General features: G+C 74.8%; 16 protein-coding genes. 4 read left to right on the top strand and 12 right to left on the bottom strand.

Annotated elements, in window-relative coordinates; all coding sequences use genetic code 11:
• The first annotated feature begins 5 nt into the window (after nt 1-5).
• Nucleotides 6-1523, top strand: a complete 1518-nt coding sequence (locus V2J85_RS34065; protein WP_330823719.1) for a chitinase — start codon at nt 6-8, stop codon at nt 1521-1523.
• A gap of 16 nt (nt 1524-1539) precedes the next feature.
• On the opposite strand, the gene V2J85_RS34070 is transcribed toward V2J85_RS34065, so the two are convergent.
• Complete coding sequence (locus tag V2J85_RS34070; RefSeq protein ID WP_261956848.1) at nt 1540-2448, bottom strand: SCO2400 family protein; 909 nt, start codon at nt 2446-2448, stop codon at nt 1540-1542.
• A gap of 288 nt (nt 2449-2736) precedes the next feature.
• Here V2J85_RS34070 and V2J85_RS34075 point away from each other — a divergent pair, with 288 nt between their 5' ends.
• Nucleotides 2737-3213, top strand: coding sequence for a DUF6153 family protein (locus V2J85_RS34075; protein ID WP_330823720.1), 477 nt, complete (start codon nt 2737-2739; stop codon nt 3211-3213).
• A 98-nt stretch (nt 3214-3311) separates the two neighbouring features.
• Nucleotides 3312-3983, top strand: coding sequence for a DUF305 domain-containing protein (locus tag V2J85_RS34080; RefSeq protein ID WP_330823721.1), 672 nt, complete (start codon nt 3312-3314; stop codon nt 3981-3983).
• Between the two features lie 79 nt (nt 3984-4062).
• Here the strand turns inward: V2J85_RS34080 and V2J85_RS34085 are convergent, their stop codons facing one another.
• On the bottom strand, nt 4063-5178 hold the full coding sequence (locus V2J85_RS34085; RefSeq protein ID WP_330823722.1) for a TerD family protein: 1116 nt from the start codon (nt 5176-5178) through the stop codon (nt 4063-4065).
• A 308-nt stretch (nt 5179-5486) separates the two neighbouring features.
• Between V2J85_RS34085 and V2J85_RS34090 the strand changes: the two genes are divergently transcribed.
• Nucleotides 5487-5723, top strand: a complete 237-nt coding sequence (locus V2J85_RS34090; protein ID WP_261956851.1) for a chaplin — start codon at nt 5487-5489, stop codon at nt 5721-5723.
• A 57-nt stretch (nt 5724-5780) separates the two neighbouring features.
• Here V2J85_RS34090 and V2J85_RS34095 read toward each other — a convergent pair whose 3' ends face one another.
• From V2J85_RS34095 to V2J85_RS34140, 10 genes are all read right to left on the bottom strand, one after another.
• Nucleotides 5781-8081 (bottom strand): hypothetical protein, encoded by a 2301-nt coding sequence (locus V2J85_RS34095; RefSeq protein WP_330823723.1) that lies wholly within the window; start codon nt 8079-8081, stop codon nt 5781-5783.
• A complete protein-coding gene (locus V2J85_RS34100; RefSeq protein WP_261956853.1) occupies nt 8078-10186 on the bottom strand; it encodes a serine/threonine-protein kinase in 2109 nt (702 codons plus the stop codon). Before V2J85_RS34100 ends, V2J85_RS34095 begins: the two co-directional genes overlap by 4 nt.
• Entirely contained in the window at nt 10183-12780 is a 2598-nt protein-coding gene (locus tag V2J85_RS34105; RefSeq protein WP_330823724.1) for a hypothetical protein, read from the bottom strand. The genes V2J85_RS34100 and V2J85_RS34105 overlap by 4 nt, the downstream gene beginning before the upstream one ends.
• Nucleotides 12777-16289: a tubulin-like doman-containing protein gene (locus V2J85_RS34110; RefSeq protein WP_261956855.1), complete on the bottom strand. Its 3513-nt coding sequence runs from the start codon at nt 16287-16289 to the stop codon at nt 12777-12779. The genes V2J85_RS34105 and V2J85_RS34110 overlap by 4 nt, the downstream gene beginning before the upstream one ends.
• 124 nt (nt 16290-16413) lie before the next feature.
• Nucleotides 16414-18684, bottom strand: a complete 2271-nt coding sequence (locus tag V2J85_RS34115) for a choice-of-anchor X domain-containing protein (protein ID WP_330823725.1) — start codon at nt 18682-18684, stop codon at nt 16414-16416.
• 140 nt (nt 18685-18824) lie between these two features.
• The gene (locus tag V2J85_RS34120) at nt 18825-19376 is read right to left on the bottom strand and encodes a Pycsar system effector family protein (protein ID WP_261956857.1); all 552 of its coding nucleotides are present in this window, start codon (nt 19374-19376) and stop codon (nt 18825-18827) included.
• Entirely contained in the window at nt 19376-20455 is a 1080-nt protein-coding gene (locus tag V2J85_RS34125) for a hypothetical protein (protein ID WP_261956858.1), read from the bottom strand. The genes V2J85_RS34120 and V2J85_RS34125 overlap by 1 nt, the downstream gene beginning before the upstream one ends.
• Entirely contained in the window at nt 20448-22958 is a 2511-nt protein-coding gene (locus V2J85_RS34130) for a hypothetical protein (RefSeq protein ID WP_330823726.1), read from the bottom strand. Before V2J85_RS34130 ends, V2J85_RS34125 begins: the two co-directional genes overlap by 8 nt.
• A 5-nt stretch (nt 22959-22963) precedes the next feature.
• Nucleotides 22964-23872 carry a nucleotidyl cyclase domain-containing protein gene (locus V2J85_RS34135; RefSeq protein WP_261956860.1) on the bottom strand — a complete coding sequence of 303 codons (909 nt, stop codon included), beginning with the start codon at nt 23870-23872 and terminating at the stop codon, nt 22964-22966.
• A 163-nt stretch (nt 23873-24035) separates the two neighbouring features.
• Nucleotides 24036-24746 (bottom strand): Crp/Fnr family transcriptional regulator, encoded by a 711-nt coding sequence (locus V2J85_RS34140; RefSeq protein WP_261956861.1) that lies wholly within the window; start codon nt 24744-24746, stop codon nt 24036-24038.
• Nucleotides 24747-25080 lie beyond the last annotated feature (334 nt).

The following is a 25080-nucleotide window of genomic DNA, read 5'->3' on the forward strand; positions in this document are numbered from 1 at the left end:
CAGACATGAGACGTATGCGCTCCTTCCGGGCGGCTCTCGCCACCGCCGTGGTGGCCGCGGCCGGCCTGACCGCGCTGGGCGGCGGCACCGCCCACGCGGCGCCCCCCCTTCCGGACCGGGTCTTCGCCCCCTACTTCGAGGCGTGGACCGGCGAGAGCCCCGCCGCGCTGGCCGCCGCCTCGGGCGCGAAGCACCTGACCATGGCCTTCCTCCAGACGGAGGCCAAGGGCTCGTGCACGCCCTACTGGAACGGCGACACCCGGATGCCGGTCTCCCCGGCCGCGTTCGGCGACGACATCAAGACCCTCCAGGCCCGCGGCGGGGACGCCATCCCCTCGTTCGGCGGCTACACCGCCGACACCACCGGCACCGAGATCGCCGACAGCTGTACGGACGTGAGCAGGATCGCCGCCGCCTACGAGAAGGTCGTCACGACCTACGACGTGGCCCGGCTCGACATGGACATCGAGGTCGACTCGCTGGACAACGCCGCCGGCATCGACCGCCGGAACAAGGCCCTCAAGCAGGTCCAGGACTGGGCGGCGGCCAACGGGCGCACCCTGCAGATCTCCTACACCCTGCCGACCACCACGCACGGCCTCGCGGACAGCGGCCTCGCGGTGCTGCGGAACGCGGTGGGCAACGGCACGCGGGTGGACGTCGCCAACATCATGACGTTCGACTACTACGACAACGCCGCCCACGACATGGCGGCCGACACCAAGACCGCCGCCCAGGGCCTGCACGACCAGCTGGCCCAGCTCTACCCCGGCAAGTCCGCCGCCCAGTTGTGGGGGATGATCGGCGTCACCGAGATGCCCGGCGTGGACGACTTCGGCCCGGCCGAGACCTTCACCCCCGCCAACGCCACCCAGGTCTACGACTGGGCGGCCGCCAAGGGCCTCAACACCCTGTCGTTCTGGGCGCTCCAGCGGGACAACGGCGGCTGCCCCGGCGGCGCGGCCGCCGACAACTGCTCCGGCATCCAGCAGAACACCTGGGACTTCACCCACACCTTCGCGCCCTTCACGGGCGGTACGGGCACGCCGGCCGACGACTTCTCGGTGACCGCCGCACCCGCCGCCGGTTCGGTCGCCGCGGGCAGGACGGCCACCACCACGGTGAAGACGGCGGTGACCGCGGGCGCCGCGCAGCCGGTGAAGCTGACGGTCGGCGGCGCCCCCGCGGGCGTCACCGCCTCGCTCAGCCCCGCCTCGGTGACCGCCGGCGGCACCTCGACCCTCACCCTCGCCACGACCCCGGAGACGGCCTCGGGCACGTACCCCCTCACCGTCACCGGCACGGGCACCACCGGCAGCCACAGCACGACCTACGCCCTGACCGTCACCGGCGGCAGCGGCCACCGGTGCACCGCCGCGGCCTGGTCGGCCGGCGCCGTCTACACCGGCGGCCAGCAGGTCTCCCACCGGGGCCACACCTGGAAGGCCAAGTGGTGGACGACCGGCGAGGAACCCGGCACCACCGGCGAATGGGGCGTCTGGCAGGACCTCGGGGCCTGCTGAACGACGGCCCGGTCGGTCAGAGGCAGACGACGCCGAGCACGCAGAGGTGGGACGGCGAGGTCGGCTCGGTGGACGGCGAGCTCGGCGTCGTCGACGGCTGCTGCGCCGGGGCGGTCGGGCTCGTCGCGGACGAGCCCGAGTCGGAGCCGGAGCCGGCGGGCTGCTGCGCCGAGGAGCCACCCGAGCCCTGGTCGGAATGTCCGGAGGAGGCCGGTGCGGCGGCCGCGGGTGCCGAGTCGGTGTGGCCGGAGTGACTGCCCGGGGCCGGCGCGGCCGCGGTGTGCGGTGCCGTGCTCGGGGCCGCGGCGGAGTGCGTCGGGGCGGCGGAGGGCTGCTGCGCCGCCGCCGGGGCGGAGGAGCGGTCGGTGCCGGCGTCGGGCTTGCGGTGGCGGCCCAGGGGCGCGCGGTCACCGGGGTGCCGGGAGGCCCGGCCGTCCGGCTCCTCCGAGGCGGTCGGGGTACCGGGCGCGGACACGGTCTCCGGGTCCGGCGACGAGGCGGCCTGGGTGTGGGTGGCGGCGGGCCGGTTGTTCTGCAGCAGCGTCGCGGTCACCGTGCCACCGACCAGCGCGAACGCGGTGGCGGCCACCGCCCGGCGGCGGTACTTCTTCCACCGCGCCAGCTGGCGGCGCCGCGCGGCGCGGCCCTGCCCGGTGCCGGTCGCGGCCGGGACGTCCGTGCCCTCGGAGGCCGCGAGGCCCGCCTCGGTGGCCGTCGCGGCAGCCGTCTTCGCCGGCGCCATGGCGTCCTCGTAGGGGGCGGCCGTGGCGTCCGGCGCCTGCCAGGACTCCCACAGCGCGGCCGCCTCGGCACCCGTACGGGCCTGGCGGTGGGTGGGCGGGGCTATGTCCGGGGCGTAATCGCCACAACCCGGGCAGACGAGGGCCCCGTTGAGGTTCCGGCGGCACGAGGAGCAGTAGTCCATCTGCGAGCTTTCTGTGCTGTCGCGCCGCCAGGGACGCCGGAGACCGGTTCACGTTCGCACTCGGGATCGAGCGACCAGCAACGCTAACGGCACCCCCCGGACGCGATACGAAGAGGTTGTGACGCTTCCGTGCAGATTCCCGGGCGGCGGCCCCCGCATGACCGACAAGCCCTGATGAATCCGGTACGGGCAGGCTGGACTTCACGGCGCCGCTGTGCGACACGGGTCACAGTCGGCCCCCGCGGTACCGGCGCGGGCCCCGCGCACGGCCTTCCCTACGATGGGCCCGTGAGCATCCACGAGCACGCGTCCGCCCCGCAGCCGAGGCTGCGGCTCAAGGCGCTGCTCGTCCTCGCCGTGCTGGCGGGCCTGCTGGGCATGCACGGACTGGCGAACACCGGCACGCTGCCGGCCACCTCGTCCTCCTCCCACGCCGCCCACCACCTCCGGCCGGCGATGGCGACGGCCGCCCCGGCACCGGCCCCCGCCCCCGGCTCCGCTTCCCGCGAGCACGGACAGCACGTCTGCTGTCCGGGCCGCGACGACGGCGCCGACGGCAGCGGTGGAGGCACCGGGCACGCCCACCACGCCGACCCGACGTGCGCCTCGGGCGCGCTGCCCGGCGCCGTGGTCCTGCCCGCGCTGCCCGCCTCCCTGACCGGCACCGCCGACCGCGCGGTGCCGCTCGCGGGGCGGCTGGCGGACGGCACCACCGGGGCCCGCGCCCCGCCCTCCCTCGCCCAGCTCCAGGTCCTGCGGATATAGGACGCGCCCGCCCGGCGCGGCGCCGTACGCCCTCGTGGCCGGCCCGCGTCGCGGACGAGCACGCCTTCACTTTCACCACATCCCAGGAGCTCTGCGTCATGCACGCGACCCGTAATGCCCGAAACGTCCTGATCCGTCGCGCCGCGCTGGCGGCGGCCGCCGTGACCGCCGCGGCCCTCACGCTGTCCGCCTGCGGCAGCGACGGCGGCCGGACCGACGACACGTCCCCGAGCGGCAAGCCGTCCGCGACGGCGGGCGCGTCCGCGGGCACGCACAACGCCGCCGACATCACCTTCGCGAAGGAGATGATCCCGCACCACCGCCAGGCCGTGGCCATGGCGGACCTGGCCGCGACCCGGGCCGGCTCGGCGGACGTCAAGGCGCTCGCCGCCACGATCAAGAAGGCCCAGGACCCGGAGATCACCAGGATGTCCGGCTGGCTGAAGTCCTGGGGCGAGAAGGTCCCGCAGGACCACGACATGGCCACGATGCCCGGCGGCACGCACGGCATGGAGGGCATGGACCACGGCGGTGGCAAGGCCATGCCCGGCATGATGAGTGCCCAGGAGATGGCGACGATGAAGAACGCCACCGGGAAGGCGTTCGACGCCCAGTTCCTGAAGCTGATGGTCAAGCACCACCAGGGCGCGGTCGCGATGGCCGGCACCGAGCGCGAGCAGGGCGCGTACGGCCCGGCCAAGACGCTCGCCGGTGACATCATCACCGCCCAGAACGCGGAGATCGCCCGGATGCGGAAGCTGCTCGGCTGACGCGTCGGCTCCGCGGCATCCACGGAACGGGGCGGGCACCCGGACGCCGGTGCCCGCCCCTCCGTTCAAGTCCCTGCGCCTACTCCTCGTAGAAGTTGTTCACCACGACGTCCGGTTCGTCGTCGTCGAAGGCCTCGTTGAGGAGGGCGCCGCCGACCAGTCCGGCCGCGCCGGCCCCGATCAGCGCACCGGTGCCGAACCGCCGGCCGCCGCCCTGCTGATGGTGGTCCGGCTGCTGCGGATAGCCCTGCTGCACCGGCTGCGGATAGCCCTGCGGGGCCCCTTGCGCGTACGGATCCGGGTATCCGGCCTGAGGTGCGGAGTAGTACGGCGGCGGCGTGGTCTGGACGCGCTGGGCACAGCCGGGGCACGCCTGGATCTGGCGCGGGACGCCCCACTGCGGGGACCAGGTGACGGGCGTGCTGCCGGGGCCGTGGCCGGGGTCGAAGAAGCAGGTCATGGGGGAACTCCCGGTGGGTGAGGGGGCGGATGAGGTGTGCGGGGCCGACGGGGCGACTGCCGGCGGTGCCTGCGGGACCGGCGGTGTCTGCGGGACCGGCGGGAACGGCGCGACGGGTGCGGCCGGTGCGCCTGGTGCGGCGGCCGGCGGTTGCGGCCGGAGGACGTCCACGCCGTAGTCCTGCGCGATCCCGGCCAGCCCGGAGGCATAGCCCTGGCCGACGGCCCGGAACTTCCACTCCGCGCCGTGCCGGTAGAGCTCGCCGAAGACCATGGCGGTCTCGGCGGCCGCGTCCCCGCGCAGGTCGTAGCGGGCCAGTTCGGTGCCGGTGGTCTCGTCGACGACCCGGATGTGGGCGCTGTGGACCTGGCCGAAGCTCTGCCCGCGCTGCTCGGCCTCGTAGACCGAGACCGGGAAGACGATCTTCTCGACCTCCGGCGGGACCGTGGTCAGGTCGATGTGGATCCGTTCGTCGTCACCGCCGCTGCCGCCGACCGGTTCGCTGCCGGAGTGGCGGACCGATCCGTCCGGGCTGCGGAGGTTGTTGAAGAAGACGAAGTGGTCGTCGGAGAGGACCGTGCCGGACCGGCCGCACAGCAGGGCGCTGGCATCCAGGTCGAAGCCGGCTCCGCCGCCGGCGCCCACCTGCCAGCCCAGCCCGACGCTCACGGCGGTCAGGCCGGGCGCCTGTTTGCTGAGCGACACATTGCCGCCCTTGGTCAGGGCCACACTCATCTGCTCCTCCACAACTGTCCGGGCGTGCAGCATCCGTCGGCTTCAACGCGGGGCACCGCCCAGTGGTTCCTGAGTTGCGCAATACGTGAAGTGATGAGGGGGCCAGGCGGTGATGCTCCGTCCCTGACACGGGGTCAAGGTCACGCCGGTATCGCTACGGTGGCGCGCCGGCGTGTACGGCGGAACGCGATACGCGACGTTCCCACCCGTACAGGGGGTTTCGTTCCCTGCCTCGCGCTATGGGTGTTTTCCGGGCCGGGGCGCGGAGACGCTTCCGGGCGAGTGTGACCTCACAAGCAGGAGGAACCATGCGCATCCGTACCGCACTTGCCGCCACGGCCCTGACCGCCACCGCCGTCCTGGGAGGCGCCGGTGTCGCGGCCGCCGATGGCGGCGCGCAGGGCGCTGCCCTGAATTCGCCGGGCGTCATCTCCGGCAACACCATCCAGGTCCCGATCCATCTGCCGGTCAACCTGTGCGGCAACAGCATCGACATCGTCGGGCTGTTCAACCCCTCCCTCGGCAACACCTGTGTGAGCGACTGACCGTGACAGGGGAGGGCCCCGGCCGGTTGCTTCCGGCCGGGGCCCTCCCGTTGTCGGCTACCAGAAGATCAGCACGATGGTGAGGAGCACCAGGATCACGCCGACGCCGCTGCCCACCACGCAGCCCAGGCTGGAGGTCCATTCGTTGAACCGGCTCCCGAAGGCGGGTGGATCCGGTGCGGTCGTAGGGGGAGCCGGGGCCGGCGGCTGGGCGGTGGGCGCCGGGGTGGCGGGGGTGGGAGCCAGGCTCTTCTGGTGCACGTCGCGGACGATCTGCTGCCAGACGTCGGCCGGCAGGTCGGGGGCGACGCCGTTCGCCGGGGCGATGATGGTGTCCCACAGCCAGTTGCCCGCCGTGGGGTGGCGGTCCCGGCACATGCGGTGCAGCAGCTCCCGCACATCGGCCAGATGGCGGGTGTCACCGGCCAGCGGGGCGACGGCCCAGAGATAGAGATCGGCGGCCCGGCGCGCCATGGCCATCCGGGACGCCGGCTCCGTGTCCAGCCCGTTCGGCTCGAAGTACAGGCCCTTGGCGAGGACTTCCCGGCACAGGTCGTGCTGCATCTGCGGCCGGCGCTCCCGCACCCGCCGGCCGTCCCCCAGCTCGTCCAGCAGCATCCCCAGGGGCTCCGGCGGCACCCCACCGGCACGCAGCGCGTCCAGGAGTGCCTCGTCGGGCAGGGCGCGCAACCGCTCCTTCAGCAGATCGCGCTGCAGGGCGCTCCGGGGGAGCGGGTTGCGCAACTCCTCGTGTACGGAGGCCACTTCGAGAGCGCTGGGTGTCTGGGGGGTGGAGTACGGCCGAGGGCCCGGGGGCGGCGACGGCTCGTGCACCGCGGGCGGCTCGTGGGACGCGGGGGGCCGGGGCGCCGCTGGGGGTGGCGTCTCCTGGGCCGGGGGCGTCTCCTGGGCCGGCGGTGTTGCGCGGACCGGCGGTGCCTCTCGGGCCGGGGGTGTCTCTCGGGCCGGGGGTGTTTCCCGGGCCGCGGGTGACGCTTCCCGGACCGGCGGTGGGGTTCGCCGGTCCCGGTTCGGCGGTGGGGTCTCCCGGTCCTGGATCGGCGGCGGTACGTCCCGATCCCGTACCGGTGGCGTGTCCCGTACCGGTGGCGTCTCCCGTACCGGCGGCTCCTCGCGCACCGGCGCCGTCTCCCGTGCCGGCGCCGTCTCCCGTACCGGCGGCGGCAGGTGTGTCGGCTCAGGCGCGTGCGTCGGCGCGGGCAGGTGCGTCGGTGCGGGCACGTGTGGCGTCGCGGGCGCAGGTGCGGGGCCCGCTGTCGGTCCGGGGTCCGGCTGGGGGGCCGTGGCGGCCGGGCGGGGGGCCGGTGGCCGGTCGGCGGAGAGGATGTCCCGGAGCAGGGACTGCCGCCGCGGCCAGTCCAGCGTCGCGCCGTTCCGCAGCCCGTCGACCAGCTGCGGCAGGCCGGGGCTGTCCGGCAGATGTGCCAGGAGGTGCTCGACCAGCCGGTTCGCCGCCTTGTGCTCGAACTGCGGCTGGGCCGGCTTGCGGACCACGATCCGGGCGAGCGGGCCCGGCCCGCCGGCGTCCGGTTCCCAGCGCGGTACGCACATCAGCCGCAGCGGATGGCTGTCCACCGTGTCGTACGTGGCGAACGTCCACTCCTGCCCCAGCCAGGAGCCGAAGAGCAGGAACAGGCCCAGGTAGACCAGCGGCGCGAGGTCCCCGTCCGGCCGGCCGGTCGGCTGCTCCTCGTCCGTGAGCAGCGACACCCGCTGGGACGGGTCGCGCAGCCACTCCGCGGTGACCAGGATCAGCGGGTGCTTGACCGTCGGCAGCCGCTCCTCCATCGCCAGCAGGCGGTCGTAGGCCAGCGCTTCGAGCTCCGCGCACTCCACCGGAGGCTTCATCCCGGTTGCCTCTTCCGCGGACTTCCGGGGGCCCCAACCGCCGTAGGCGAGGCCGAGGCACAGGCGGGTCTTGAGGCTCTCCCGGTCACCGAGCAGGACATGGCTCACCGTGCTGGGGCGGCCGCCCCGGTCGGTGGTGGGCCAGCGCTGGACGAGCATCACGTCGCCGTCGCGGGAGACCGTGCGGACGACGCTCGGCCGGGACGCGGCCGTACCGGAGACCCACAGCAACGGGCCCAGTTCCCGGCCCAGTTCCTCGGCGCGCTCGGCCGTGCAGGAGTGGGCGACGGCCTTCATCCCGGTGCCCTGGCGTCCCTGGTTGCCCTCCCACCGGAAGACCACCTGGTGCACCGTGCCCACGGCTCCGCCGCCGGCCGGCCCGCCGGTGAAGGCCGGTCCGCCCGTGTGGGCCGTACCGCCCGCGGGGGCCGGTCCGCCGGTGCCGGCCGTCGTCCGGTGCGTCGGTCTCCGCTCCGTGAAGTCGCTCACTCCGCTTCCTCTCCCCCTGATCCGCTGGCTTCCGGCGGCGGCGCCGATGGCCGCGCGGCCGCCCCTCCGACGGCGAACGCCTCGGCGCCGCCCGGCACTTCGATCACCCCGTGCATCGCCAGCAGCGACACCAACGGCGCCAGCACCCGCCGGGGCCCGACCCCGGTCGGGTAGCGGCCGTGGTCCTCCTGGCCGCCGGTGGCCGACGCGACGTGCAGGGTGCAGCGGCGGATCGCGTCGAACGGGCGCAGCCACGCCTGGCCGGCGTGCCGGCGCAGCAGGCCGTGGACGTCCCGGCTCTCCTCGCGCACCCGCGCGGGGTCGAGGGCGGTGGGCGGTGCCTCGCCCAGCCACCGGTCGACGGGCGGCTGGAACCGCAGCAGGTCGGCCTTGCCCAGCACCATCGCGGCCGCCACGTCCAGATACGGGCCGTTCTTCGGCAGCCGGTCCAGGACCGTGCCGAAGGCGAGATCGCCGTCCCGGTTCACCTCCAGGCCCCAGCGTTCCCTGGCGTGGTCCAGATGCGGCAGCGGGAGCGCCAGCGCCGGATCGACGACGAAGACCAGCGCGTCGACCCCGAGCAGGAAGCGGAGCGCGGCATCGGTCCGCACCAGGTCCTCGCCGCCGAGGTCGAAGAAGGCGACCGGGCGCACCTGCCCGCGGGCGTCGGTGATCAGCAGCGATTCCACGAAGCGGGCGAAGCCGTCCAGCCCGATCCCGCCGGTGTGGTCGAGGACCTTGCCGTTGCGCAGCGGCTGCACCCGTTCCCGTACGAACCGGGCGTGCTGCTCGGGGTTGACGGACTGCCACTTCAGACCGAACGGCTCCAGGCCGCCGTCGGTGATCTCGGCGATCATCTGGGTCAGCAGATGGCTCTTGCCGGTGGACGACTGGCCGACCATCGCGACGGTCAGCGGCCGGCCGTAGGTGAGGTAGGGCACCGGGATGAAGTGCTCGGGGAAGTCCGGGTCCGCGGTGCACTTCTGGACGGCGGACCGCATCACGTCCTGCCGCCGCAGGGCGTTGGTGATCCCCTTGACGTCCAACTGCTGGTACTGCATCCGGCTGTCGGTGACGTACAGCGCGGTGAGGTCGAGCTGGATGGGCTCCAGGCAGTACGGGCAGAGGACGTCGCCGGTGCCCCGCCCGCCGCCGGTCCCCTCCCGGGCCTCGGCGACGGGGGCCTGCCGTTTGAGGCGCAGGGACTGGTCGAACGCCTCCCGGTCCGGGCGCGTCTCGTCGTCGGCGGGCCCGGTGAGCGTGAGCTGCCGGGCCGCCCCGGGGGCCAGGAGGTCGAGCAGCCCGGCCGGGGTCGGGCGGTCGGCGGCCCGCGGGGCGAAGGCGCCGCGCAGCGTCTCGGCGAGCACCCGGTGCGCGGCGAGGTCGTCGGGTGCCCGGTCGGCCGGGCCGGGCCGTCCGGTCACCAGCTGGTAGAGCACCTGGGCGGCGCTCCACACCGCGTCCCGGGAGTCCACGAACCCCTCTCCCCGGCGCTGTTCGGGCGGGCAGTAGGGGGCCCGGCCCCACCGGGTCCGCGGCCGCCCGATGTGGGCCACCCCCTCCAGCCCCCAGAGCTGCACCGAGGTGCCGTCCCAGAGCACGCTGGCCGGTGAGATGCCGCGCAGCACCAGGCCCTGGCCGTCCAGCAGGCACAGCGCCCGCAGCAGGTCCCGGGCGAACACCCGCTGGTCGCTGGCGGACATCACATGGGTGCGCGCGGCGGCGGTGCCGCGCGGCGCGGCGTACAGCAGGAACGGCTCGGCGGTGTCGAGTTCGTAGCCGATGATCTGCGGGAAGAGCGCCGCGTGCTCCGGGTCGTCGAGCACCCGGTGCAGCCGCAGCGCGGTGCCCGCCTCGGCGTCCAGCAGGGCCCGGGCCGCCGGGTTCGCCGCGTCCGCGGCGGTCAGCCGGACCTGGACGCACTGCTGGCCCTCGTCATCGAGCAGGCCGTTGCGGATGCGCTGCGGCAGTTGCGGATCGCGGCGGGACTCGCGGCCGAAGCGGACCGGGGCGACCCGGCGCCGCCCCGACGGGACGGTGAAGGCGAGCGTGGCCCGCCGGGTACCGTCCGGCTGCACCACGTGGGGGTGCGAGGTGCTGGTCACCAGGGCTCGCCGTCCCTTCCTTCGTACGCATCGACCTGGGAGTGCCCGTCGGTGCCGCCGAACCCGTCGGGCCCGGGGCTCTCGCGGGGCCGGACGGTGTCGACCACGCCCATCCGCAGCGGGGTGAGCCGGATCAGCCCGGCGTACCGGCCCGACGACGTCCACAGCGCGTCGGCCGGCTGGCCCGTGCCGCCGGCCCGCCAGGCCTTCTCGACCTCGCCGCGCACCGCGTCCGGCGCGAACCTGAGCCACACCGCGGCCGCCGGGTCGCGGTTGAGCAGCGTGCCCTGCTCGGGCGAGGACAGCTGCACCACGGCCCGCCGGTCGGCCTCCGCGCCCACCAGTTCGGCCACCCGCTGCGGGTCGGTCCCCAGGAGGTTCGCCGAGGTGGCGCGGACGCGGTGGCCGGCGGCGAACGGCGGTGCGGCCAGCACCCCGTTGTGCTGGAGGTGCCGGCGGGCCGCCGAGAGCAGTTCGCGGACCCGTTCCTCGGTGCGCCGGACGGCGAGCGTCCCGGCCTGGCCGCGTTCGACGGCGCCCCAGTACGGCGCCATCGCGACCATGGCGGCGTCCGTCAGGTCCCCGGCGAGGGTGGCGACCAGCTCCGGCCCGCCCTCGCCGCTCTCCCGGTCCAGCCAGCGCGGAGCACCGGCGGTGCGGTCCTCCCACGAGTCGGCGGGCCCGGCGGGGCGCTGTTCCTCGGCCGGGGCGGCGGGCTCGTCCCAGGAGGGCTCGTCGTCCCAGGCGTAGGCGCTGGCCCAGTCGCCGTCCGCATCGTCGGCCACCGCGAAGGTGCCCGTCTCCAGGGCCGAGGCGCTGGACAGCCAGTCGTCGGCGGCCGACGGCTCGGTGCCGGAGGTACCGGTGCCGGCCGGCCGGTCGGGCTCGGGGGCCGCCTCGGCGTCCGCGGCGGCCGCGGTCGCCCGCAGCATGCCGGCGACGGACCGGGCCGCGTCGGCGCAGTACAGCCGCTCGTCGGCGGCCCAGTGCTCCCGGACCGCCTCGGCCAGCAGCGCGTCCACCCCGGCCAGGGCCCGGCGCATCGCGAGGGTGCCCTGGTCGGCGCCCCAGGTGTCGGCCGCGGTACGCCACAGCCGGCGCGCGGTCTCCACCGCGGCGCAGACGCCGACCAGTGCCGCGGCGGTGCTCAGCCACAGCGGCGGGTCGGTCGCGTACGCCACCGTCACTCCGGCCGCCGCGCCCACGAACGCCGCGATCCAGGGGCCCACGGCCCACCGGCCCGGCTGCCCCGTCCCCCGCAGCCGGGTCGCGCCGAGCGCTGCCAGGCCCACGAAGACCAGCGGGACGAGCAGCGCCAGGGCCAGGAACGGCCCCTGCCACATGGCGCCGAGCAGCCCCGCGCCGCCCGCCGCCACCACCGCGGCCGGGGCCACCGGCAGCGGGCCCGCGGCCGCGCCGGACCGCCCGGCCACCGCGTCGGCGATCGGGAGGTCGGCCAGCCGCGGCAGCAGTGCCGAGCCCGGCACCGGTTCCACCCGCCCGGCCAGCGCGGTGAACCGCCGGGCCACCGCGCGCAGCGCCAGCCCCTGCCCCAGCAGCTTCCCGGCGAACTCCCGCAGCCCCTCACCGATCCGCTCGCCCACGCCCTCGGCCGAGGGCACCCGCAGGCCGAGGGCCGCGAGCCGGGCGGAGGATTCGGCGGCGGACGGTGCGGCGCCCGAGACCCCGCCGCTGTGCAGGGCGCCCGCGACCAGCTCCCGGTAGTCGACGAGCGCCTGGTGCGCCCGGTCGAGCTCGGCCTCGAACGTTCCCCGGTGGACGGGCCGCAGCAGGCCGAGGACGGTCCGCAGCCCGGCCAGCTCCTCCTCCGCGTCGTCCAGCGCCTCCGCACACGCGCGGTACGCGTCGTCCGCCACCCCGCCGGTCTCGCGGTGCCGCAGGTCGCGGCCGCCGCGGCCGGCCACCAGGCCGCGCAGCGGCTCCGGCAGATCGGCGCCGGACCGGGTGGCCGGCAACTCCGGTGCGTGGTCGGAGTCCTCGCCGGCGAACCGGCTGAGCGCATCGCGCCAGGCCCGGTCCCGCACCTCGGGCGGCAGGTCCTGCTCCAGCAGCCGGACCCCGGGCGCGGCGACGGTGTCGGGCAGCGACCCGAGGTCGTCGAGCACCCGCTGGAAGACGTCCGGCACCGACAGCAGGTCCACCAGGACCGCCAGCGCCGCCGGATCGTCGGCCGCGGGCTGCTCCAGCGCGGTCCGCGCGGAGCGCAGATCGCCCGCCCACAGCAGCGCGGTGCCGGAGCCGCGCAGCACCGCGGGCCGCACCAGCCGCCGGTCCGGCGGCAGCACCTCCTCGTCGCCGGCGTACACGGCGGGTGCGCTGCCCACCAGCAGCACCAGCATCCGGACCTCGCCCAACGCCCGGTAGGCGGCGAGGAGTTCGTACTGCCGCTGGTGCTCGGTCAGTCCCGCCGGGGTGTCCACCACCAGGAACAGCGGGTGGTCGGGCTCGGGCAACCCGGCCCGGCCGAGCTGCCGGGCGACCGCGGACCGCACGGCCGCGGACGTGTCGAGCTGCCCCGCCTGCGTCCGCAGGTCCAGGTGGACGACGGCGGTGACCTCCTCCGTCGTGGTCACTCCGCATCACCGTCCCAGGGGTTGCGGCGGGCACGGTCCCGGCCGCCGTCGTCGGCACCGCCGGACGAGCGGTCCTCCCGGGCCTCGTCGTCCCAGGGCGCCCACGGCCGGCCGTCGCCGGCGGCGTGCCCGTTGAGCCGGTCGCGGTCGCTGTCGCGGCCCGGGTCCCGGTCCTCGCGATCGCGGCCCGGGTCCCGGTCCCGGTCCTCGCGGTCCCGGTCGCTCCCGTACGCGTCCTCGCCGTACGCGTCGTCGTCCCGGTACGCCCCGGCCGAGGACCGCGGCGCGGTGCCCCAGTCGTCGTCCTCGGTCACCGGGCGCCGGGGCTCGGAGAACTCCTTGCGGGGCCGCGGCTCCGGTGTGCCGCCGCGGACGTGCTCCAGCAGGGTGCGCAGGGTCGGCTGGATCGCGCGCTGGTCGCCGAACTCGGTGTCCAGCGCGGCCGGCAGGGTCTCCGCCCAGAACTCCCACAGCGGCCGGACCCAGCCCTCGACCCGCTCCCCGCCGCGCTCCCGGCGGTCCTCCAGCAGCCTCAGCTGTGCCGGCGCGATCTTCTCGACCAGCTCGACGAAGAGCGGATGCGGATCGCTGCCGCTCCGGGCCAGCCCCTGCGGCTGGGCCCCCATCAGCTCGCGGCAGTAGTCCTCGACGATCCGCTCGTCGTCGAGGACGGTCCAGCGCTCGTACGAGCGGAGCAGCTCCGCCCAGCTCGACACCCCGCCGGGGAAGTCGCCCAGCCGCAGCCGGACCCCGGGCACGTTCTCGCCCTTCTCGGGGAACAGCCGCAGCCGCACCCGGTCCGGCGAGGACGTGTCGCCGTCCACCACGTCCACCTGGCCGTTCCACATGCAGCACAGCAGCCGGTGCAGGATGGCGCGGCGGTCCTCCTCGCTGCTCACCATCCAGCTGTCCCGGTAGCCGAGCCGCTGCCGCCACCGCAGCACGTCGTGCGCCTGCTCGCTGTCCTTGGCCCGGGCCCACTGGCGCAGCACCTTGCGGGCCTCCGGCACCTGGGTGAGGCTCATCTCGCTGCGGAACAGCACCACCGTGATCGAGTCGCTCTCCACACCGCGGTACTCCACCGAGTTCTTGGCGTCGGAGGGCAGCCGCAGCGCCTTGCCGAGGAACTCCTGCACCTCCTCCACGGCCTGGACGCGCGGGTAGGTGACCAACACCCGCAGCGGGCCGGTGCCCTCCGGCGTGAAGCCCACCGGCAGCAGCCCGGTCAGCTTGCGGCCGAACAGCTCCAGCGCCTCCTTGCTGACCTGGTCGGTGGCGTCCGCGTCGCCCGCCGCGGCGGCCAGCAGGGTGCCCATCGGCGGCAGCAGCGGCCGCTCCTCCAGGTGCTCGCCGCTCTCCGCGAACAGCCGGGTGATCCGGCCCTCCAGCTGGGCCTTGACGGCCGCCACCGCGCCGTCCGGGTTGCGGCGGCTCTGCGCGTGCACCGCGCGCCAGGTGTCCCCGTCGACCATCTTGAGCAGCAGCGCGGCCTCGTCGTCGTGCTCGCGCAGGCCCTCGCGGCGGACCAGCCGGGTGACCAGGTCCTCGTAGAAGTGGTTGAGGGTGCGCTGCGGCGGCAGCAGGTACGAGATGCCGGTGCGGTCCTCGTACAGTTCGAGGCCCTTCTGCGCGGAGAGCTTCCGCTCCTGCTCGGAGTGCTTGCGGAAGGCGTTCACCAGCCGCCCGAGGTCGGTGCCGGCGGCGTCCGCCTGCGGCTGCCAGCGCTGCTGCTGCTCCCGCCAGGCCTCGTGCCAGACGATCCGGCTGCGCCACAGGTACCAGGCGTCCTGCGCCCGGAGGGCCTCCTGCACGTCGTCGTCGCCCCAGCGGGCCGGTGACATACCGGCCAGCCGGCCCTTGATCCGCGGCGTCTTGGGCGGCTGGTCGGTGACCCCCGCCGGGCGCTGGGGGGCGACCGCGCGGCTGTTGAGCATGCCCAGGAACCCGAGGCGGGCGATCGGTTCGTCGCTGTCCGGGACGCCGCGCACGATGCGTTCGGCGAGGAACGGGTCGACGCTCTGCAGGAACTTGTCGATGGCGGGGCGCGGCACGAACCGGTCGGCCATCGAGGCGGTCTGGCGGTCGGCGACGGACTGCAGGTCGGCCAGCAGCCGCTGCATGTCCGCGATCCGCTCGCCCAGCGCCTGCTCGATGGCCCGGCTGCCGCGCGGCAGCGGCTCGGGCTCGGGGACCGGCAACTGCCGCCGCTCCCACAGCTCTTCGAGGCCGGAGTCGGCGAACAGCTGCCGGATCATCGGCACCGCGCCGTCCCGCAGCGTGGTCCGCGGCCGCTCGACGAGGTCGGTGACCGCCTCCCGCAGCAGCCGGCCGGCCACCAGGTCGGCCAGCTGGTCCATCGGCGCGGTCATCGAGGCCACCAGGCTGGTGGAGACGCCCTGCCGGCCGATGCCGGTGGGGGACATCGCGCTGCGGTGCACGCCCCGGTTGATGAAGCTCGCGGCGAAGGTCTGGTAGTCGTCGTCGGCCGCGGTCGTCCGGCCCCGGGACCGGCCGTCGCCCAGTTCGGTGCCGATCAGCGACATCACCAGGGAGACGATGGAGCGCCGCAGGTCGTCCTGGCGGATGCCGGCGGTCGGGCTGAACAGGAAGGCGGTGGGCAGGATGCCGGTCCGCAGCCGGATCGGGGTGGTACCGGGGTAGCGGATGCCGAGGCCGGAGGAGTCGTGGTCCAGGTCGCCGATCTCCGCGCCCTCGGTCGGCGCGTTCTGCCCGTCCACCAGCCGGAACAGGTCGACCAGCGCCCGGGCCGCGTTGAGGTCCGCCTCCCGCCCGCCGCCGGCGGCCGAGGAGAACGAGGACGGCATCACGACCAGCGGGTAGATCTTCACCCCGTCGAACCGGCGCATCTTGAACGCCTGGTTGATCAGGTGCAGGTAGTCCAGGAAGATCCCGGCGCCGGTGCCGCCGGCCACCGAGAAGGCGACGAAGACGTCGCAGCCGTTGACCTTGCCGCCGCCCAGTTCGCTCAGTTCACCGGCCGACTTGGCGATCGCGTCGATCGCCTGGAGCAGCGGCTCCAGGACCGGGGCCAGGCTGTGCCGCAGGGTGGCGAACAGGGCGGCGCGGCCGACGGTGGGCAGCTGGCCGGCGCCGTTGTGGAGCGGGGTGACCTTCGGCTCGTCGATGCGCGGCGGCAGCCAGTCGGCGACCTCCTCGCGCAGGCTCGCCCGGAGCATCTTGGTCACTTCCGGCGAACTGTCGAAGTTGGGCAGCAGGTTGTGGGTGGCCCGCGAGGTACGGGCGTACGCGGCCCGCAGCGACGGGTCCACGTTGAACTGCGGCAGGCGCTGGAGGTCGGTCTCGCTGTAGTCGGCGTACACGAACTGCAGGCAGTCGGGGAGCTGGTAGGGGGCGTGGCCGCTGAGGTGGCTGAGCGCGACGCCGTCCGGACCGCACAGCTCGGCCCGCAGCCGGCGCTCCAGTTCGGCGCCGACCAGGCCACCGGTGCCGCCCAGGCCGACGAAGAGCATCGGCTGGAAGATTTTCATGGGTTCCTCCCGTTGTGGCCGTACCGGCGGCCGGTCCGTCGTCGATCTGTGCGGTGCGCGCGGCCCGGCGGCCGCGGGACGGTGCGCCGGGGCGGGCCGGTGCGCGACCGGCCCGCCCCGCGCGTCACCGGTACGACTCGTAGGTGCTGGTGCCGTCGTCCTCGGTGGCGGCCGTGGGGGTGGTGGGGGTCCGGCCGGTCCGCGGCCGAGAGCCCCAAGTGGGACGGTTGCGGCGGGACTTGGTGGAGCGGGTCTCCTCGCCGAGGGAGAGGCTCAGCCCGTCGGCCAGCGGGACGGTGCCGTGTGCGGTCAGCCGGGTCCGCCCGGCGCCCCGCTCACGCAGCCACGCGCCGCCCTCGGGGCTGCGCTGGATCGCGTACCGGCCGTGGTTGCGCCGCTCGATGCGCGGACTGCGGTGCGGTTCGACGACCGCGAACTCGTACCACTGCTTGTGCCCGTGCCCGGCCGGGTGCGTGGCGACCACGTCGCCGTCCTCGGAGACCAGTTGCAGCACCAGGCCGTACGGGTCCAGGCGGCCGCGCCGCTGCCGCAGCCAGGCGAGGACCACGGCGACGACCGCGGCGATCACCGCGGCACCGATGAGGAACGCCCACCAGTACGCGTCCCAGATGCCGGGCTCCGGCGTCACCGTCACCGACAGCGGGGCCCGCACCACCGTCCGGTCGTGGTCGGTGGTGTCGACGGCGGTGACGGTGCCGCCGAGCTTCAGGCCGTCGTCGTCGAGGCGGTCGCCGAAGGCGTCGGCCGGGCCGAGGCGGACCGTCACCGTCTTCGTCCCGGAGTCATGGGGCGTCAGCTCGATCTCGGCCGGGGTGACCGACACCAGCCCCGGCTGGAGGTCGGCGACCGACAGTCGCAGGGTGTGCGGGGTCTTGCCGGTGTTGTGGACGCTCAGGGTGCCGGTGACCTCGTCCCCGGGGTGGGCGTCCGCGGCCGGCAGCCGCAGCGTGCCGGACACCGGCAGCACGTCCGGCGCGACCAGGCCGCTCTCGCTGCGGGTGTCCGCGCTCAGGCCCGACGCGGTCAGCGTGCCGCTCACCTTCAGCGCCCCGTTGGCGCTGTGCGGGATCGTCACGGAACCGGTGAACGAGCCGTCGCTCGCCGTGGGGTCGGGCCCCTTGCCGTCGTCGGTGAGCCGCAGCGGCACCGCGGCGAAGCCGTCCCCGGTCAGCTCGCTGCGGACCCGCAGCCCGGCGTAGTCCCGGGGGTCCTTGATCTGGTAGCCCTCGCGGGTCTGCAGTCGCATGGTCACCGTGGCCTTCTGGCCGGCCTGCGGCGACGGCGGGTCCATGGTGATCGCGCCGCGCAGCTCGCCCTGCCACAGCACGCTGACCCCGACCGGCAGCGAGCGGTGCCCCTCGGGCGCCTCGGCCTTCACCTGCCACACGCCGGGCACCGGGTCGACGATCTTCAGCGCCTCGACGGTGTCCCCGGCGCCCGCCAGCTCGAAGTGCGACTTGCGGTACGACCCCGAGGTGGGCACCTGATGGCCGTTCGGGTCGATGTAGGTGATCGTCACCTTGGGGTCGCTCTTGTCGACCACGATGCTGCCCACGGTCGCCAGCGGCGAGATGCCGACCTCCATGGTGGCCGGCGGCAGTTGGGGGCTGGAGCCCGGCTGGTAGCGCAGGCAGTGCGCCGCGGCGAAGACCTTCTCCAGCTTCGCGCCGAGGTCCTTGGCGCCGGAGATCTTGTCGGCCGTCGGCAGCGCCGAGGGCAGTTCCACACAGCCCTTCTGGTAGCCGCCGGCGGCCATCCGGTCGAGCTGCGCCTTGTCCGGGTCGGGCCCGAAGCCCAGCGGCCAGATCTGCACCCCCTGCGCCCGGGCGTTCTTCAGCTCCAGGTCCAGCTGCCGCTCGCCCTCGTCCTTGCGGTGCGCGGGGTCGCCGTACTGCGGGCTGCCGGTGACGTCCATCTGCCCGTCGGTGAGCAGGAACAGCACCCGCGGCACCGACGGGTCGGTGCCGGAGCTCAGTTCGTGCACGCCCTGGCGTATCGCGCTCGGGAAGTCCGTGCCGGTGCCCTCGTCCTTCTTGCGGCCGTGCAGCTTGCCGACGCACCCGCCGATCGAGTCCCGCCCGGCCGCGTCCAGCGTGGTCCGCGGGCACACCGGGTCCACCGCACGCTGGTCACCGGACTCGGCGGCGGCGAAACCGAAGACCGTGACGTGGGACGCCGAGGAGACGTCGCCCACCGCGATCCGGGCGGCGGCGGCCTTCTCCGCCTTCATGTCGTCGGGCGCCAGACTGGCCGACTCGTCCACCGCCACCGCGTAGTTGACCGACGTGAAGGCCGGCTTCGACGCGGCCGCCGGCACCGGATCATGGGCGGCGGGCGCGAGCAGGGATATCAGCGCCGCGGCGCCGCCCAGCACACGGACCGCACCGCGCCGCGCCCAGCCCCTTCCGTTCCGCCGTTTTCCCCTCACTGTTCCCACGGCCGTCCCCTTATTTCGTTTCTGCGTCGTGTGCGTGGTGGTGCGCCGCCGGGCGGCGGCGCCGGGCCGGCCGCCGGTCAGCGCGCGGTCAGGCTCCAGGCCAGGGCCAGCGCCGCCGAAGGGGCCAGCGCGCCCACCGCCCAGCGGATGGCCCGGTATTTGGCGGACAGGATCGAGCTGACGTCCACGGCCTGGATGAGCAGCCACCCGACCGGGTCCCGCCCGGCCGCGGCGACCTCGGCGGCCAGCCGGGGCAGGTCGTTTGGGGCCAGCAGATCGCCGAAGAACGTCACCCCGTCCTGCGTGCGGAGCGTGCCGGTACGCGGCATCAGCGCCCGGACCAGCGCGGCCACCGCGACCGCCCAGAGCACCCCGGCGGCGACCAGCGTGAGGTCGGCCGGACCGCGCCAGTCGGGCGCGCCGTGCCACCCGATCAGGAACGCGGGCAGCGCCAGCGCCCCGGAGAGCAGCACGGCCGCCTTGGAGTCGGCCCGTCCGAGGTCCTCCCGGACCGTGTTCAGCAGCCGTTCGGCGATGCGTTCCCCCGCCCGGTCGTGGCCGTGCCGACCCCCGTCCGGCACCGGCACGACCGGGTCGGGGGAGTTCCTCGTACCGCCGTCGGCCGTCATCAGTCCTCCTCCGCCCAGGACCATCCGTCGTCGCGGCTGCGCCGGCGGCGGCGCGGCGGCTCGGGCTCGGCGTCCACCGGACCGCCGTCCGCCGGGTCGTCCTTGTCCAGGTACGACGGGCGCCCGGCCCGGGACGGCGGGTCGTCCGCGACCCAGTCCGGGGTGAACGGCTCGGACGTGCCCGGGCCCAGCTGCGGGGTGTCCCGGCGGGCGGGCAGCGAGCCGATGGGCCCCTGGACGCTGTGGCGGCCCCGGTTGAGCAGCTCCAGCGCCTGGGCCTCCACATCGGTGGAGTGGATCTGGCCGCTGTCGACCATGGCGAAGAGCCGTTCGACGCGCTCCTTCTCGTCGGCCCGGCCCTCCTGGCGGATCTTCTCCAGGAAGGCCTTGGCCGCCTCGGGCTCGGCCGCCAGCATGTAGCTGAGCTGGTCCAGCTCCCCGCCCTGGAGCATGGCCCGGAACTTGTTCTGGTGGACCCGGGTCACCTCCGCCGAGGCGTGCGCGTCCCGGATGTCGTCCATGTGATGGATCGTCCGGTCGTCCACCCGCAGCCGTACGTACAGCCGCACCCGCAGCCCGAGATCGGCGCCCAGGTCGTCCCAGCGCCCGCCGGCGCACTGCCGGGTGATGGCGCGGTCGGCCTGCTCGGCCTGGTTGACCGGGAACTCCGCGGAGACCTCCCGCAGCCGCTCCAGCGTCGGCGCGGTGAGCCGCTGCGCGACGTCGGTCACCACCTCGGTGGCGGCCAGATGGGGATCGCTCACCGTCCAGTGGATCTCCACCTCGGCCTTGAAGAACGTGGTGCCCCCGGCGGCCGGCAGCTCCAGCTGCAGCGTCGTGACGAACGTGCCGAGCGCGATCTCGCAGATGGTGTGCGGCCGGGCCAGCGCCCGCTTGTCGTGGTGCTGGACGCCGGAGACGGTCGCCACGCTGTAGCCGCCGTTCCGGTAGAACAGCACCGACGCGGTCCGCGCGCTGGTGTGCCGGAACGGGCCCGTCGGCGCGTACTCCCGCAGGAACGGACCCGCCGGCCCCGGGCCGTCCGCCCCGCCCCCCGCCACGCCCTGGTCGTCAGCCATGCGTTTCCTCCTGGTACCTCTCGCCCGTCCGGTCCCGCGGCGGGACGGCGAGCCACCACAGGGAGCGCGCCTGCGCGTCGGGGAGCGGATTGTCCGGATCCTTCATCATTCGGCGCAGCAGCCAGTCCAGCCGCCGCCGGTCGTGCTCCTCGGTCGCCAGCGCGGGCAGCAGCGCCGCCAGCCCCGGCTGGGTCCACTCCGTGCCGTCCTTGCGCACGGCCGTGCGCAGCAGGGCCTCCAGTGCGTCCATCGCCACTTCCTGCGACCGCGCGGTGTTCAGCGCGGTCCACATCAAGTCGGCCATGGGGGCGACGAGTTCGGGGTGCGCGACGGCGAGGGCGAGCGGCAGCGGCCAGTCCCCGCGGTCCCCGAGCCCGGAGTCGGGCTCGGAGTCCAGCACCTCGTCCACCTTGGTCACCGCGAGCCGGACCGTGGTCACCAGACCGAGGTCCTGGTACGGCTCGCGCTTGTGGTGCGTCCACTCCGCCATCCGCCGCAGCACCGTCGCCCCGTCCGGCAGCGCCAGCAGCCGGACGACGTTGAACGAGGCGACCGCCAGCTGCTCCCCGTCGTCCCGCACCCCGATCCGGGCCAGGGCGTCGAGGGCGTCGTCCGTGGTGGCCGCGGCGTTCCCGTAGCCCAGCGCCATCGCCGCGGTCCAGCGCAGCGACTTCGTCCCGTACCGGCTCCAGTCGTCGACCAGCCGCCGCACCGCCTTGCGGTGCGAGGCGTGCCCGGCCGCCTGGTCCATCGTGGTGGCCGCGAAGATCCGCCGGCGCGGCGTGCCCGCCTCGGCGAGCGGCCGGATCAGCTCCGCGTAACCGTGGTCGAAGTCCCGTACGCACAGCTCCCCGGCGGCCACCGCGGCGCGCATCCACACCTGGGGACGGGGGTCGTCGGCCAGCAGCCGCAGCCAGCGCACCACCGGGCCGCGGACCGGGAAGTGCCGGTCCCAGACCTCGCTGAGCACCGCGCCGGGCAGCGCCGCCCCCCGGTACCAGATCAGCTGGGCGGGCACCTCGGTGCCGGCCACCTCGACCTCGCCGTCGGTCAGTTCGGCCCGGGACAGCGCCAGGTCGGACTCCGGGTCGTCGCAGAACAGCGGCCGGGCCGGGGTGTGGTCCGGATCGCTCTGGACCGACAGTTCCCAGGTCAGCAGGTGTGCGGCGGCGGCCACCGCGCTGTGCGGGGCGCCGCCCAGGACGGCCAGCGCGATCCGGAACGCCACCGGGTGGAACAGCGCCGCCGTCCCCGGCCGCCGTCCCGCGCTCCCGTCCGCGGCCGGCGGCGGCGCGGCCAGCGCCCGGTCCACCCCGGCGAACCACTCGTGGGCCTGGCCCGTCGCGAGACTCCGGCAGCCGGTCAGCAGCTCCTCGTAGGAGACGTCGTCCAGCAGATGCCCGGCCAGCAGCGAGGCGAGCAGTTCGGCCTCGGCGGGGCGCAGGTCGTTCAGCCCGACCGCGTCCCTGATCTCCGTCCGCTCGGCCAACTCCTCGGCGCGGGCGAGGAGTTCGGCCACCCGCGTCCCGCCGTCCGGCCCCTCGTCCCCGGCCGCCGCGACGTGTTCCTCCAGCCGCTCCCGCAGCCGGGCGGTGCGCAGTTCCTGCGTGGGCACGGGCGGGCAGAGCATTCCGTACCGCCCGGCCAGCAGCGGATTCGCCGCCGACCCGACCGTCACGACGATCACCGCGAACGACTCCCGCTCGTCCAGCGCCGCGGCCAGCCCGTCCAGGTCCATCGCGTCCGGCGGCAGCGCACCGGGCTTGCCGAGCGACAGCTCCAGCAGATAGCCGGTGCCGTGCCGCTCCTCCAGCGAACCGGCGAGCTTCGGCACACCGCCGTCCGTCTCGACGTCCACCCGCAACACCCGCGGCCCGGACCCGGATTCCTCGCCCGGGCCGTCCCCCGCGAGGGCGGTGACCTCGTCGAGGAGGGCCAGTGCGGTGCTGGTGCGCCCGGTGCCGGGCGCCGCGCCGAGCACCAGCAGCCGGCGGGCCCGCAGCGCGTTGCGCAGCCGTAAGTACCCCTCCGGTTCGACGTGCACCCGTCGGAGCCGGCGCAGCTCCTCGTCCGGTACCGGCCCGCTGCGCACCCCCGCCGCGGCCTGCCGGGCGTCCATCCGCAGGTGGATGTCCCCGATGTGGGCGCTCTGGATGTACGAACGGTCGAAGCTGTTCAGGTCCCGCCCGGTGTCGAACAGCATCCGGGTGGCGCGGCGGGCCCGCGACGCGGCGGCGAGGTCGGTCGGCCCGTCCTCGCTCTCCTCCCCGGCGAGCGGATTGCCGGTGCGCTCCTTGAACCGCCCCGCGGCGCGCTCCCGTTCGCGTTCCCGCTCCGCGGCCTCGCCGCCGTCCTCGCCGCCGTCCCCCTTGTCGTCCGCCCCGCGCGCCCGGTCGTCACCGTCCTTGCCCCGGGCCTTGTGCTCGCCCTCCGGGGACGGCCCGCCGGCCGCCTTCGGGGCCTCGGGCTCGGCCGGTCCCCCCGCCTGCTCTTCCTCGGCCACGTGCCTCAGCCCTTCCGCCGCTCGGTGTCGCCGGTGATCCGCCCGATGTGCACGCCCTGGTGGTAGACGTTGTTTTCGTGCCGGGACATATCGCCCCGGACGACGTACCGGTCACCACCGGACCCGCCGGACCCACCCGACCCGCCGCCCCCGTCGCGGTCGCCGTCCTCGCCGCCGTCCTCGTCGTCCTGTTCGTCCTCGCCGTCGCGGCCGTCCACATCGGCGACCCCGGCCCCGCCCCCCGCGGCCCCGCCCCCCGCGTCCCCGGCGCCCCGCACCGCACGCGTCCGCCCCTCGCCCGGATCGAGGCCGTCCGGTATCGCCGGTGCGTCCCGTCCGGGAAGGTGGAACCAGGCGGTGACCGCGCCCTCCTTGAGCGCCAGCCGGGCCCGGGAGTAGCGCGCCGGCTCGATGAACTTGCCGCCGCTGCGGACCACGTCCTCGTAGAGCGACTCGGACACCACCAGCACGAGATCCGCCCGCTCGGCGTCCAGCAGCTGCCGCCCGACGGGGGAGTCGGCCAGCCGGCAGGCGAGATCGACCGCGCGCCCGCTGACCCCGCGGCCGTCGCGCACCACCGGGCCGACGTTCATACCCACCCGCAGCCCGAGGGGCACCCGCAGGCCGCGGTTCTCGTCCCGCAGGTTCTCGCGCACCTCGACCATCCACAGGCCGAGCAGCCGGGTCACCGCGATCCGGCCGGCCACCGACAGCAGCACGCCGTCGCCGCGGTCCTCCATGTGGACCGCGTCCCGGGCCACCTTGGCGTGGTTGAACGCCGTTTCCAGGATCCGGTAGATCCGGGCACGCATCCGCGGCCTGTCCACGTCGTCGTACTCCCCGGACCGCCGGGCGTCGACGCTGATCACCAACTCGTAGTGCGCCTCCGCGACATCCCTCGCGCCGTCGTCCACCCCGAGCCCCCTGTCCTGCCGTTCTGTTCGGTTGCCGTCCCCATCAGCTTCCGGCCCGGGACCGGGGCCGTCTGTAGCCGTTTACACACGCCGGGCGTGCGCTCTGCGCGTCAGGTCCGCGCCCCTGCCGCGCCCGTTCCCGCCGCACGCGTTCCGGCCGTGCTCATTCCTGATGGCCCTCGGCGAGGAGGGCGAGCAGCGCGGGGTCGAGGATCTCCACCATCCGGTTGCCGGTACGCACGACCTTCTGCGTACGCAGCAGCCGCAGGGCCTTGGCGACGGCTTCGCGGGTGGCCCCCACGGTGGCCGCCAGCTCGTCCTGGGCCAGGTGGACGACGGTCCCGGGTCTGGAACGGCCGGGTACGGGCGGGGCGTAGGGGCCGGCGGGCTCGACCCGGGACAACTCGCTGAGCCGGGCGGCCAGTCGCTGCAACACGGTGAGCGAGGCGAGCGCGGACCGCTCCTGGTCGGCGCTGCGGAGCCGGAAGGTGAGCTGGCGGATCACCAGTCCGCTGACCCGCGGGTGCAGGGCGAGGAAGCGACGGAACGCGTCGCCGGAGATGACCTGGGCCTCGATCGGCCCCAGGGCGCGCACGGTGGCGCTGCGGGGATGACTGTCCAACGCGGCCATTTCCCCGAGGAGTTCACCGGGGCCGCGCAGGCCGAGTATCAGCCGGGTGGCACCGCGGTCCGTGGCCACGGAAACGGTCACCCATCCGCGTAGAATGATCATGACGTGACTGGACCGGTCGCCCTCCGTCAGGAGGTGGGCATCGGCCGGATACCGCTTCCGGCTCCCGAGAGCCATCACGCTCTCGTTCTCCTGGGCTGTCAGAGCCCGCGCAAAAGCCAGCTCGTCGCCGAGCAGCCCCATGGCCACTCCCCCCACGGCAGCAGTCCGTATGGCCGGTTTTTCGTAGGCGTTGATGGTCGCAGAGTGACCCTTTGGGTCGAGTGAATTACGCCACGCTCCGCATACTCGGCAGTACTCCCCGTACCCCCAGGTAAACGGCCCCACCCCGAGCCGCCCGCGCGGCCGACACCCCTCACCATCCAGCCATCAACCCCCGTCCCTCAGCCAACGACCCGGAGGTCAGACCCCCGCCCGTGCGAGTGACCCCCGTCGCTCCGAATTGGCCAAAACTCGGGTTTCCGCCAACGGATCGGTAATTCCATTCCACACAAGAGGAGTCACTCCTTCCTCGGTG

It is taken from the genome of Streptomyces bugieae, from assembly GCF_036352915.1.
Classification (GTDB): Bacteria; Actinomycetota; Actinomycetes; order Streptomycetales; family Streptomycetaceae; genus Streptomyces; species Streptomyces endophytica.

Excerpts from the sequence above, each read along its gene's own strand:
- V2J85_RS34065 (WP_330823719.1), top strand. The coding sequence starts at position 6 with ATGAGACGTATGCGCTCCTTCCGGGCGGCTCTCGCCACCGCCGTGGTG.
- V2J85_RS34070 (WP_261956848.1), bottom strand. The coding sequence starts at position 2,448 with ATGGACTACTGCTCCTCGTGCCGCCGGAACCTCAACGGGGCCCTCGTC.
- V2J85_RS34080 (WP_330823721.1), top strand. The coding sequence starts at position 3,312 with ATGCACGCGACCCGTAATGCCCGAAACGTCCTGATCCGTCGCGCCGCG.
- V2J85_RS34085 (WP_330823722.1), bottom strand. The coding sequence starts at position 5,178 with ATGAGTGTGGCCCTGACCAAGGGCGGCAATGTGTCGCTCAGCAAACAG.
- V2J85_RS34090 (WP_261956851.1), top strand. The coding sequence starts at position 5,487 with ATGCGCATCCGTACCGCACTTGCCGCCACGGCCCTGACCGCCACCGCC.
- V2J85_RS34110 (WP_261956855.1), bottom strand. The coding sequence starts at position 16,289 with ATGAAAATCTTCCAGCCGATGCTCTTCGTCGGCCTGGGCGGCACCGGT.
- V2J85_RS34120 (WP_261956857.1), bottom strand. The coding sequence starts at position 19,376 with ATGACGGCCGACGGCGGTACGAGGAACTCCCCCGACCCGGTCGTGCCG.
- V2J85_RS34125 (WP_261956858.1), bottom strand. The coding sequence starts at position 20,455 with ATGGCTGACGACCAGGGCGTGGCGGGGGGCGGGGCGGACGGCCCGGGG.
- V2J85_RS34140 (WP_261956861.1), bottom strand. The coding sequence starts at position 24,746 with ATGGGGCTGCTCGGCGACGAGCTGGCTTTTGCGCGGGCTCTGACAGCC.